A 12,766-nucleotide genomic window follows, 5' to 3' on the forward strand; every position below is an offset into this window, starting at 1 on the left:
TACAGCGCCTGATGGCATAGGAAAAAAGGAAAAACGGGACGGGCAACAACTATGCCCGTTCCGCTTTCAGTTCCTTCCGCAGCTTCAAGGCGGTCTGATAGACGCCCTTCCAGTCGTCGGCAGTTACGGACGCTGGACTGTAACGAGTCTGTTCAAACTTCGTGAGAAGCTCATGCAATGTTGCTTCTGCAGCAGGTTTTGCCTGGCTCCAGCGGGTTACCGATTCACGAAGTGTCTCGTCTCCGCTCCGGGTCAACCCTTTGCGTTTCACATACTGAATCCAACGCTCGGTCTCTGCCACTACCTTCTGTTCAGGGGTGAGCGGTCCACCTGTCCGTAAACGAAGCAGGAAGAATCGCATGGAGAAACGATTACGCCAGAACATATATGCTACCCACAATACAATAATGGCTCCTGCAGCCCAGATAACAAAAGTCGGGATGGCAGACGATGTCTGCTCAGGTGCAGGGGTCTGCTCTTCCTCTTGTACCGGCTCCTCTTCTGGCTCTTCTTCAGGCTCATCTACAGGTTGTACATCAGGCTGTTCCGTCAGCAGCGGCATATCAAAGCCCGGCGTTGCTTCAACAGGAATCCAGCCATACTCACCAAAATAGACCTCTGCCCAGGAGTGTGCATCTGCATTGGTAACGGTGTAGGTCGTCTCAATCTCCGCGCCAGGTTGACGTGGAGCCTGCATGTCCGAGTTCAGGGACAATTGTCCAGGCGCATAACCTTTAACCCACCTTGCAGGAATGCCCTCCGAGCGCGCCATCATCACCAGCGCAGTGGAGAAGTAGTCACAGTAGCCTTCCATAATATCGAACAGGAAACCTTCCACAAAGTCGCTGCTTACTTTTCGAGATAAATCCGGATTGTTCGTGTATTCAAAATTAGTTTGTAAATAGTTTTGCAGTAATGCCACTTTTTCATACGGAGTATTCGCAGATGCCGTTATCTCGGCTGCCAGATCTGACACCCGGTCAGGGAAACGGGATGGTAACTGCAAGTACATATCATCTGCCGGATTACTGTTATACAGATCTTCAAATGACTTTGTACGAAGCTCATCTTCCACAATCACAGGGGCTTCCGATACGATAGTATATGTCTTGGGATACTGTGGTTGTTGACGATCTGTCACCACATGCAGTTCCGCCTGTTCGGAATTCCACAACATCCGTTCCGTTCTGTCCTCACCATTAATCGAGCTCACTTCGGAGATCGAATAAGCACCAAAGAGAATCGGATAGACATTATCATTCAGCATCGTTACGTTCTGAGTCACTTGTTTGGTATTCACATTACCGGATTCCTGGTTCTCCAGAGGCTGTCCGGCTTCAACATTCTCTGTTGAACCCCGTCCACGGTCATCCCAGCCTGTGCCTGTATACTCTGCACGTGTCTCACCGCGCCAATAACTGCGCTCATTGGTGGTGACAGACATGACAGGGGTATAGTCGAAGTTGAATCCTCCACCAAGCTGATTGTCTTCCCTGCTGTATCCCGATTCGGTAGCCGCCGGGATATCAAGGTTTCCATTACCAGCCTGATTTGTGGAAGTTCCGGTATAGTTACGCCAAGCTGTGTATGGGTCCGTCAAGGTGGGTGGAATCTCCGGCATATTGACGCTGGCTACAATAATCAAAGAAAAGATAATGGCAATATTGGCCAGGACTTTATAAGGATAACGGATGATTCGTTTCCAACCTTGTGGATACTGTAGCTGATAGTTACGGAAATGCTGACATACGAGCCATCCCATCCCCGCAAACATCACCCACGCGATTTCAATCCAGAGTGGAATCTGAGTGAAAGAATCGAGAATCCCCATCGAAATGATGTTAACACCCAGAAAAACAAGAATGCGACGTGTTGTGGTCACGAGTCGAAGCGCAGCCTCAAGCATCACCCATGCACACAGGGAGAACCAGATGTACGGCGTCATGTGTAATATGAATTGTTCCGCTCGGTCCGTTAAAGAGCCATAAGGGATGTACACCGTATAATCAATTAGCGTTTTATGCAAAATGTAACCAACAACGACCGCCTTGATGATCGCCCGATACATCGTTTTGAAGGGCAGAATGACCTCCAGCACACTGACCGCTGCAAGTGTCCATAACACCAGAGAAGTGGTCTCCGTGTACCACGATTCCTGCGTAAATGAAATCCACTGCATTCCAATCAGGAAAATCCAGAGCAACGACGCTGCATGATACCAGGATCGCTTGCCTGCAATACTTTCATTTCCTTTTGTACTCATACAGAACCTCCCCCCATCACCGTTGGAAGCTCCTGCAAGTGAGAAACAGTGAATGACCTCGTGCCTCTTCCACTCAACATGGCATTCCACTCGGCACTCCGGCGGGATTCACTGGTATCGATCAGAATATGACATGGAGTCATGCCCCGCGTATCGGCCCAGCGCAACAGTTCCATTATTTTTTCATCCTTCTGAGGAGAAATCACGACAAAGTAGGCCCCCTGAGGCAGTTGACGTGCGATTCTTTCCACGCCGGGCAACAGATGGGTATCCTGACCGTTATATTGAATATCCACCAGATGATGCATCATCTTCTGTCGTTCCATCAGACTTTCACTGGGGGCCATGAAGGATGTCTGTTCTGACAATGTCAACAGCCCCATCCCCATTCGTTCCCTGACACCATACTCCAGCAGAGAGGCAGCCGTGGAAACAGCAATTTCGAAAGCATCCCCATGTTCATAACTTGATGCCAGCGCATCCAGAACCAGAATGGTTTTGGGCACAGACTCATGTTCAAACTCCTTGGACTTCCAGTTCCCTGTCTTTGCCGTTGCATTCCAGTGAATGCGGGAAAGTCGATCTCCGTATACGTAGTCACGTACACCATTGATCTGAGTAGTCTCTCTCCGTGAACGGGTTAACGCCGTCTGAGGACCGGATAACCGTGATTTGCGGTCGTAGAGCTGCCAATATGGAATAAATACCGTTCTTGGCAGTACGCGAAACTCACCTTTGGCCTTAAACTTTCCTCGATGTTCAATCAGTCCAAATATGTCCTCGCTGGCACATTCCGTTTCCGAAAAAACATACTTTCCCCGCTCAAGTGGCGGTGTCTGAAAAGACAACTCGCCATTACCTCGCATATTGGGAATCAAACTTTCCTTGAACGACCACGATTCTCCGTTATGCCGATGCAGCATTTCACGTACAACAACATAGGGAAGCGGGAGGAATCCCGGAATCGTCAGACTCAGCTGTACTTGAACCTGGTCACCCGCATGCAGCAATTCTTCGTGGTCTGGACCAGAAGATAACCTACGAACTCCTTGAGCACGTCTTACCCCGCTAAATCCAGCAATGGCAAGATACACACAGAGCAGGGTCACCATCGACAGCAACATAAGGGATGTCTTCCCGCCCTGAAACAAAACATAAGCCAGACAGCACATCCACACCATTGCGATGCTCCATACGCGTGGGTGGCGTAACCCTCTATTGACTGTTCTAAAAAGCGGCTTCATGAACTATTGCCCCATGGAGACGGGCACGCGTACTTGCTGGAGTACGGCTTTCAAAACGGCCTCGGAACTCATACTGTCCAGTCTCGATTCGGGACGAAGCACTATACGATGAGAGATCACATAAGGGGCCATCGTTTTCACATCATCCGGAAGCACATAATCACGTTCCTGCAAGAAAGCAAAGGCTTTTACGGCCATCATGAACGATATGGCTGCCCGTGGGCTGGCACCCAGCAATACAGATGGGTGGGAGCGGGTTTGGCGAACAACATCCAACAAATAGTCCATAACCGGATCACCGATAAAGACCTCTTTAATCTCCTGCTGGATTGCCGAAATCTGGTCCATATGAGTCACGGATTCAAGACGATCTACAGGCTGACCGAGCTGATGCTGTTTCAATAGAATTTTCTCAATTTCCTTATCGGGATAACCTAGACTTATTTTTAACATAAACCGGTCGAGTTGTGCTTCCGGCAACGTATACGTACCTTCAAAATCAATCGGATTCTGAGTTGCACAGAGCATGAATGGATGTGGCAGATCATACGTATCACCATCAACGGTTACACTGCGCTCCTCCATAACCTCAAGCAGAGCTGATTGGGTTTTTGTTGTGGCCCGGTTAATCTCATCAGCCAGCAAAATGTTGGTCATCACAGGACCTGGCCGGAAATAAAAACGCTCATCCTTCGGATGAAACACAGATACGCCCGTAATATCACTAGGTAAAATATCAGGATTACATTGAATGCGTCGGTACTCACCACGCATGGATTTCGATAATGCCTTGATTAATTGCGTTTTGCCAGTTCCCGGTACGTCTTCAATCAGAACGTGCCCACCTGCAAGCAAAGCTGTAAGTAAAAGTTGAATTTCAAAGGATTTCCCCATAATACAGGATTCCAGATTTGAACGAACTGCGGATATGATTTGGATCGACTCTTTGCGCACAGGCATGTGGTCTAACCTCCTAAAAAAGCATACAGATTTCCTTTTATTGTACATGATCCAGAGTCACGAGTACACTCGAAGGAACTCACAATTTGTTTCCAGCCCGTCAGATTCACCGCAGTTCTCGCATGAATACGACAAAAAAGGCCCGGATAGAAGTTATCCGAAGCCTTTGTTGAGTCGCAATATGTTAAGTAGATTTCTCATTCTATGTTAGCCTTTTGGTTTAACCACCAATGCCGCGAGAAAAGAAAAGATGATCGCTGACGAAATCCCCGCCGCAGTCAGATCGAAAATCCCTGTAATCACACCCAGCCATCCCTCTTTTTCCAGCTCCGTCAATGCCCCGTGCACCAAGGAATTACCGAAACTTGTGATGGGGATGGTTGCACCCGCACCTGCAAATTTAACCAGGGGGTCGTACACGCCAAATGCATCCGCAAGCGCACCTGTCACAACAAGTGTACTCATGGTATGAGCTGGCGTAAGTTTAACCCCATCCATTAGAAGCTGTCCGATAACACAGATTAAACCGCCAACAATAAATGCCCACAAGAACTGCATTACCTTCATCCCTCCTTTTCTATGGCTACGGCATGAGCAATACAGGGAATACTTTCACCCTGTTGGTATGAAATCGGAGATAACAGTGCCCCCGTAGCAACGACGAGCACCCGTTTAAGATCACCCTTCTGCATCCGGTTCAAAATGTGACCATAGGTGACGGTGGCAGAACATCCGCAGCCACTTCCCCCGGCAACAACATAAGGCTGCTTCTCCCGATCATAGATCATCAGGCCGCAGTCATTAAAAACCGTCTGTTCCATGGGAATGCCTTCTTTTTGCAAAAGCTCTTTCGTAATTGGCAGACCAACGGAAGCCAGATCCCCGGTCACAATGAGATCATAATAGCCGGGTTCCAATCCCGTATCTCTGAAATGAGAGATGATGGTGTCGGCTGCTGCTGGCGCCATGGCTGAACCCATGTTAAAGGGATCTTTGATGCCCAAGTCCATAATGCGTCCAATCGTGGCTTTGGTAACAACGGGACCATCACCAGTACGGGAGACCACACCACACCCTGATCCTGTGACGGTATATTGCGCATAAGGGGGCTTTTGGGAACCATACTCCGTCGGATACCGAAATTGTTTTTCCACCGTACAGTTGTGGCTCACCGTTCCTGCAAGGACATAATCTCCAGCTCCGGAGTCAACTATCATGGACGCTAACGCTAACGTTTCCATGGAAGTAGAACAGGCTCCAAAGACACCCAGGTAAGGCACACCTAGTTTTCGCGCTGAAAAGGAACTGCTGATAATCTGATTCATCAGATCTCCACCCACAAAAAATTGAAGCTCTTCCTTGGTGATATTTGCATTAACCAAAGCCAGCTGAGAGGCCTGTTCGAGCAGTTTGCGTTCTCCCTTTTCCCACGTTTTCTCGCCGATCTCTAGATTGTCATAGACATAATCGAAATCAGATGACAGTGGACCCTCGCCTTCTTCTGGTCCTACAACTGCGGCTTTACCGATGATCCGCGGACGATTCTCAAACTGCCATGTCTGGCGACCCAATCGTTTCACAGGTGCCCACCTCCAAATCCCAAAAAGGCGTAAACGATCCCTACGAGAAATGCTGCCACGACACCAAACACGATAACGGAACCAGCAAGTTTAAACATGTTGGCCCCTACACCGAGCACCAGTCCTTCAGCACGATGTTCCAGTGCAGCAGAACACATGGAATTGGCAAAGCCGGTAACCGGCACAGCAGTTCCTGCTCCTGCCCATTGAGCCATTTTATCGTAAACCCCGAGGCACGTTAGAATAACCGATATGAGAATCATGACCGCCACCGTAGGACTGGAAGCTTCCTTCGATGTCATGTCGAAACCGGCCATAAAAGCCTCTTGAATGGCCTGTCCAATCAAACAGACGGTACCCCCAACCAGAAATGCTTTGAGGCAATTTTTCAGGATTGGACGAGGCGGCTCATGTTTTTTTGCGACTTTTTTGTACTCCTTTTCATCCATGGACAGGGACGATGATTTTTTTTCGCTTCCGGATGCAGATTGAGCTGGCAAGATACAAGACCTCCTCTATGTGAAATGGTTCAAAGCTACGGCTGAATGCCAATGTGTGTAATCCTATATTCATTGTTTGTTAATAATCGGAAGGTTATGTATCCGGCGACAGACAGCATATGTTTCCAACAAGATCATGTTGTGGAAGCAGGATGCGAATACGCCGGTTCTGAGGACTTTTAGATACGTTCTATAAATAAAGAAGAACAATCACGAGCAAGATAAAAAGAACGATAAACAGTACTTTTTCCGTGCCCTCTTCTGGAGGCTTCATTGTATATTTAGCTCCTTCCTGTAAACAGACAAACAAATATTGAATAAAAAGAACATCAAAAATGATGACATCTTCTCCGTATATTCATATTCATTGAAGTGTCATCAGGACTACGACTAAAGCGGATAGAATCATGAAACTTGGACACGGTAAGCGCCCAAAACATGCCTTAAATACGTGACATAAACATGGACAATCACTTGCGCAAGGTTCATACTGTAATGTGACCAGTGGTTAAATAACAACAGGCGGGTAGCCGTTCTACTGTGACCTGAAATACATACCAACAGAGGAGTTGTTGACACATGAATGAAAAAACGATGGATATGTTTCGTACGTTGACGGAATTTCCTTCCGCATCCGGTTTTGAACGTGAGCTTCGCGGCTGGATGAAAGGTAAGCTTTCCGCTTATACCGATGAGTTCGTCCAGGATCGCCTGGGGAGTCTATTTGGAGTATTACGCGGGGAGGAATCCGGTCCCAAAGTTATGGTAGCCGGACACTTTGACGAAGTAGGTTTCATGACTACGGGCATTACGGAAACAGGCATGATCAAATTCCGCCCACTGGGTGGATGGTGGAGTCAGGCTGTACTGTCTCAACGATTGGAAATCATCACACCTGATCGTCGGATTACCGGAGTGGTAGGTTCTACACCTACACACTTGCTGGATGAGTCGCAGCGGAACAAACCTGTGGATCTGAACACCATGTATCTCGACATTGGGGCTGACAACCGTGCGGAAGCAGAATCTTGGGGCATTCACCCAGGTATGCAGATTGTACCGATCTGTGAATTCACACCTATGGCCAATCCTAAGAAAATTATGGCTAAAGCGTGGGATAATCGTTACGGCGTAGGACTTGCACTTGAACTGGTTGAAGCGCTTCACAAGGAAAAACTGCCTAACACACTCTATGCTGGTGCAACGGTTCAGGAAGAACTGGGGCTTCGCGGTGCACGTACGGCGGCCAACTTGATTCAGCCTGATATCTTCTTTGCACTTGACTGTAGCGCGGCGAATGATATGACAGGTGACAAACAGTCCTTTGGACATATCGGAGAAGGCGCATTGCTTCGTATTTTTGACCCGGGTATGTTCACCCATCGCGGAATGGTGGAATATGTTCAAGATACGGCTTCATCCAATCAGATCAAAATGCAGTATTTCATCTCACCAGGTGGTACCGATGCAGGTCAAGTTCACCTGAGTGGCATTGGTGTACCATCAACAGTTATTGGTATCTGCGCACGTTATATCCATACCTCATCTTCCATCATTCATACGGATGACTACGATGCGGCCAAAGAACTGATCGTGAAACTGGTTAAAGGTCTGGATCGGACAACGATGACTACCATTATTAATAACGCGTAGTTCGGTTAAACGGAAAATCCTTAAATATGATGTACCTGAAAGAGATGTCCCGTCAGACCGGGATGTCTCTTTTTTGGGTTTAATCAACTAGATTAATAGGTCGAACATTATGGAGAATGCACACATAAGATATACGATAATGGAAGATCAATAACCAAACACCAACCAGTGGGGGACCTGTTATGGCAGTGGGAAGGAACGGAAAATCAAATAAAGGTTCTAACAAAAAACCAAACGCTGCTAATACCCTCCTTAATGGAAGCCTCAAGGGGAAAAATCTCGAACTGATTGTAGCAGCGCTATTGGTGAGCGGAAAGTTAAGAGTGGATGCAGTTACGTTGTTTCGTGAGGCTACATTGGTAGTAGAATTGGTTGGTCAATATAAAACTCTTCAAAAGGTCACACCCTCCAATTCAGACAAACTGGTACAATTCCTGGATGAAACTGGCGGCGATATGACGCTTAATGATGTTATACAGGCATTTCAACAGAGAATCAATTCTTAATGGCCAAGAAATGAGGTGGATGTCATGTCCGAGTTTGACGGAATCGGATTTGCCGAACTGTTAATTGTGATTATTCTTATTGTTTTATTTGTATTTGGCTCCTCAGATATTGAAACTTTATCCAGCACTCCAACAGCGACTTGATCCCATAACCCTCTTCTCATGGCTACAGGTAAAATAACAAAAGAGAAATACCAGTCCTTATGTAGGTAGGACTGGTATTTGGTCATTACAGAAATAGCGGTGAGAATGCAATCCAGGCCAAAATAAGAGTAAGCACAATGCAGACATTCTCTACAACGGCCCCACGCTTGGTCCCTGTACTCATCAGATTCACCCGTATGCGCCACTTGAGCGGAGGTAACGGACGAATACCCCGATTGGTTAGTGAATCGGCCAACAGATGCATCGCATATGCCGTGCCTCCCGCTACCCAGATCTCTGGTCCCTGCTGCTGGGTCGTGCTGTACAACAAGCCCGCCCATATTGCGGTTCCGTACAGGGTATGTGTCAGTCCCCTATGAGTCAGTGTGGTGCAGAGCATTAACAAACTGCCTGCAATCAAGTTCCACGGTGCAAACGCGTGGCCATAAAAGACCAGCCCGAGTCCAATCGCAAACATCAACACTTTGCGAAGCGAACGCGAAGGCAGGAATGACACAAGCGCAATGAGGATCGCAAGCAACAGGTTCCATGGTTTGGCATGAACATAGAAGTACACAAATACAGCTGTGGGCAATAGAATCGTCTGTAACAGCCTGATCAGACTGTTAGGCAAGGCTCTGGATACCAGCAGCGAATTCGGCTCATCAATGTCAGGCAATAACGAACCAATCAGAGCAACCGTAACTGCCGGCGCTGTCACCGGCATACCGGCCAACTGCAGAACAGAAAGTGACACGCCTGTCCCGATAATAAGGTGGGATCTTCCCATCATGATGCAAAAACGTCCTTTCGAAGAAATCGGGAACAATACGGCCCATTTCCGATTTTACAACGAAAACAAAATAAGAACAATAGTTCGCATTTCTTATTTGTATGAAAATAAATATCACTTTCTGTGATGGGGCTCACACTATTATATTTATGACTCTTTTATCTTTATTAGTGAATTAAATCACATAAACTGTCGTCAACACCTTGTATAATTTCAAATATAAACCACTAAAATTGTTGGTAATGTACAGCGTCTAACCAAGGAGGCATACACATATGAACGGAAAAAAAGAGAAACTCGTTATCATAGGTAACGGAATGGCAGGAATCAGTACCGTAGAACAAATTTTGAAATTAACTACGCGATTTGATATTACTGTTTTTGGTACAGAGCCCTACCCTAACTACAACCGCATTATGTTGTCCTATGTATTGGAAGGAAGCAAAACACTGGATGACATCGTACTGAATGATCTCCACTGGTATCAGGATTATGGTATTACCCTCCATACAGGAACAACCGTAACCCGAATTGATTCGGATACCCATGAGGTTGTGACGGAGGATGGAACTCGCTTCCCTTATGACAAAATCATCATTGCGACAGGCTCTAACTCCTTTATTCTCCCAGTACCTGGACATGACAAAGAAGGTGTTGTCGGTTTCCGCGATATCGCTGATTGCAATGTCATGCTGGAAGCTGCTAAGCAGTATAAACGAGCGGCTGTTATCGGAGGCGGACTGCTAGGCCTTGAAGCTGCCAAAGGGTTGGTACAACTAGGCATGGAAGTTACCGTAGTACACTTGATGCAGGATCTGATGGAGCGTCAGCTTGATCCGCAAGCTTCAGCCATGTTGAAGGCTGAACTCGAACGTCAGGGTATCCGGTTCAAGATGGGTGCGCAGACTTCCGAACTGCTGGGCGGCGAACGGGTTGAAGGGATACGTTTTGCAGATGATACGGTTCTGAATGTTGATTTTGTGGTCATGGCTGTAGGCATTAAACCCAATACGGCTGTAGCCCGCGAAAGCGGTATGGAAGTCAACCGGGGTATTGTCGTGGATGACTATATGCAGACTTCCCTTGAGAATGTCTATTCGGTTGGGGAATGTACAGAGCACCGAGGGGTATGTTACGGCCTCGTTGCCCCATTGTTCGAGCAAGGTATGATTCTGGCGAAACATATCTGCGGGGTTGAAACGGCTCCTTATGAAGGTTCTGTTGTATCTACAAAATTGAAAATTTCGGGTGTAGACGTCTTTTCAACCGGTGAATTCATCGACAGTCCGGAGCACACCGTCATTTCGCACAAAGATGACTGGAAACGGACTTACAAAAAAATTCTGCTCCGTGATAATAAAATGGTCGGCGCCGTGCTCTTCGGTGACATTACGGATTCTGCCGAATTGCAGAAGCTGATTAAACAACAGACCGAAATGACCGAAGAATTGTATGGTTCACTCATGGGTACAGGCTGCGGTGGTCATAAGAAAACAACCTCTGTTGAAACGATGCCCGAGGACGAGATCGTCTGTGGATGTAACGGGGTAACCAAAGGAACCATTGTTGATGTCATTACAAACCAGGGCCTTACTACTGTAGATGAAATCAAAGCCTGTACCGGTGCAACCCGCTCTTGCGGTGGATGTAAACCGGTTGTGGAACAGATTCTGCAATATGTTCTTGGAGACAGTTTCAGCAGTGGAGCCAAACAGGGCATCTGCGGATGTACTTCCATGGGTCGAGATGAAATCGTAGCCGAGATTCGTGAAAAAGGATTACAAACGACCAAAGAGGTCATGAATGTACTGGGTTGGAGTCAGCCAGAAGGTTGTTCCAAATGTCGTCCGGCGATCAACTATTACCTTGGCATGATTGCACCAGATACACACGAAGATGAAAAAGAATCCCGTTTTGTTAATGAACGTATGAACGCGAATATTCAAAAGGATGGAACGTATACGGTTGTACCTCGGATGTATGGCGGGGTGACTACACCAGCCGACCTCAAACGAATCGCTGACGTATCAGTCAAATATGATGTGAAAGCAGTCAAAGTGACTGGGGGTCAGCGTCTCGACTTGATTGGTGTTAAAAAAGAAGATTTGACCAAAGTCTGGGCTGAACTGGATATGCCTTCAGGTTATGCTTACGCCAAATCGCTGCGTACGGTCAAAACATGTGTCGGCTCCCAATTCTGCCGATTCGGCACACAGGATTCCATGGCCATGGGCGCTCGCATCGAACGTAAATTCGAACGTCTGGATCTGCCAGCCAAGTTTAAATATGCTGTCAACGGTTGTCCGCGGAACTGTGCAGAGGCATGTACCAAAGATATCGGTATCGTTGGTAACGACGGAGGTTGGGAAATCTTCATCGGTGGTAACGGTGGTATTAAAGCAAGACTGGCTGATTCCCTATGTAAAGTGAAAACGGATGAAGAGTTGATTGAACTGTGTGGAGCCATCATGCAATATTACCGCGAGACAGGTAACTATCTGGAACGGACGTCCGAGTGGGTGGAACGCATGGGCCTGGAGCATATTCGTTCGGTGGTTGTGGATAACCTTGAGGAACGTAAAGCGTTGATGCAGCGGATTGAATTTGCACTTGAGCATGTTGAAGAACCTTGGCAAAAAGCAATTCGCAATGAAGAAGGCCAAAGCAAAATGTTCCATGGTATCGAAGTATCGGCTCGTCCATAAGTAAGTTCGCAAGATTAATATTGCCGGAATGTTAAATATAGATAAGGAGTGGTTTAAGATGACGACCAAACAATCAGGCACCTACTTCCCTGCCGGAGTAGTTGAAGAATTCCTGCCACGAATCGGAAGAGTAGTTGAAATTAAGGATCAACAGCTTGCTGTCTTTCGTGCATCGGATGGAACCATCTTCGCTGCGGATAATCACAATCCCCACCCTAAGGGTGGGCCGCTGGCTGAAGGCATCGTGTCCGGGCATTATCTGTACGATCCACTGTATGATTGGAAAATCGACCTGACTACCGGTCTTGTGCAAGCACCGGACAACGGTCAGGTACAGATGTATCCGGTGAAGGTAGAGAACGGCCAGGTTTGGATTGAAATATAGCTCCATTGAAACGTTCAAAGATTGATGCAAAAT

General features: G+C 47.2%; 11 protein-coding genes. 4 read left to right on the forward strand and 7 right to left on the reverse strand.

Translation table 11 applies throughout. From position 1 onward, the window contains the following. Positions 1-49 precede the first annotated feature (49 nt). From MKY92_RS21355 to spoVAC, 6 genes are all read right to left on the reverse strand, one after another. Positions 50-2,263, reverse strand: coding sequence for a transglutaminase domain-containing protein (locus MKY92_RS21355; RefSeq protein ID WP_339297528.1), 2,214 nt, complete (start codon positions 2,261-2,263; stop codon positions 50-52). Then, positions 2,260-3,444 (reverse strand): DUF58 domain-containing protein, encoded by a 1,185-nt coding sequence (locus tag MKY92_RS21360; protein WP_339301867.1) that lies wholly within the window; start codon positions 3,442-3,444, stop codon positions 2,260-2,262. Before MKY92_RS21360 ends, MKY92_RS21355 begins: the two co-directional genes overlap by 4 nt. 66 nt (positions 3,445-3,510) lie before the next feature. After that, positions 3,511-4,467, reverse strand: a complete 957-nt coding sequence (locus tag MKY92_RS21365) for a MoxR family ATPase (protein ID WP_221821935.1) — start codon at positions 4,465-4,467, stop codon at positions 3,511-3,513. A gap of 207 nt (positions 4,468-4,674) precedes the next feature. After that, positions 4,675-5,025 (reverse strand): stage V sporulation protein AE, encoded by a 351-nt coding sequence (gene spoVAE, locus MKY92_RS21370; protein ID WP_339297529.1) that lies wholly within the window; start codon positions 5,023-5,025, stop codon positions 4,675-4,677. Positions 5,026-5,030: 5 nt separating this feature from the next. Continuing rightward, a complete protein-coding gene (gene spoVAD, locus MKY92_RS21375) occupies positions 5,031-6,047 on the reverse strand; it encodes a stage V sporulation protein AD (protein ID WP_076214289.1) in 1,017 nt (338 codons plus the stop codon). Then, a complete protein-coding gene (gene spoVAC, locus MKY92_RS21380) occupies positions 6,044-6,496 on the reverse strand; it encodes a stage V sporulation protein AC (protein ID WP_339301868.1) in 453 nt (150 codons plus the stop codon). Before spoVAC ends, spoVAD begins: the two co-directional genes overlap by 4 nt. A gap of 630 nt (positions 6,497-7,126) precedes the next feature. Here spoVAC and MKY92_RS21385 point away from each other — a divergent pair. Beyond that, entirely contained in the window at positions 7,127-8,200 is a 1,074-nt protein-coding gene (locus MKY92_RS21385; protein WP_339297530.1) for a M42 family metallopeptidase, read from the forward strand. A gap of 182 nt (positions 8,201-8,382) precedes the next feature. Beyond that, a complete protein-coding gene (locus MKY92_RS21390) occupies positions 8,383-8,706 on the forward strand; it encodes a hypothetical protein (RefSeq protein ID WP_074095924.1) in 324 nt (107 codons plus the stop codon). Between the two features lie 229 nt (positions 8,707-8,935). Here the strand turns inward: MKY92_RS21390 and MKY92_RS21395 are convergent, their stop codons facing one another. After that, the gene (locus tag MKY92_RS21395) at positions 8,936-9,643 is read right to left on the reverse strand and encodes a metal-dependent hydrolase (RefSeq protein ID WP_036615169.1); all 708 of its coding nucleotides are present in this window, start codon (positions 9,641-9,643) and stop codon (positions 8,936-8,938) included. A gap of 275 nt (positions 9,644-9,918) precedes the next feature. On the opposite strand from MKY92_RS21395, the gene nirB reads away from it, so the two are divergent. After that, on the forward strand, positions 9,919-12,348 hold the full coding sequence (gene nirB, locus MKY92_RS21400) for a nitrite reductase large subunit NirB (RefSeq protein WP_339297531.1): 2,430 nt from the start codon (positions 9,919-9,921) through the stop codon (positions 12,346-12,348). A gap of 58 nt (positions 12,349-12,406) precedes the next feature. Then, positions 12,407-12,733, forward strand: a complete 327-nt coding sequence (gene nirD, locus MKY92_RS21405; RefSeq protein ID WP_076214275.1) for a nitrite reductase small subunit NirD — start codon at positions 12,407-12,409, stop codon at positions 12,731-12,733. Positions 12,734-12,766: the final 33 nt, after the last annotated feature.

Source organism: Paenibacillus sp. FSL R5-0623 (genome assembly GCF_037974265.1).
Classification (GTDB): domain Bacteria; phylum Bacillota; class Bacilli; order Paenibacillales; family Paenibacillaceae; genus Paenibacillus.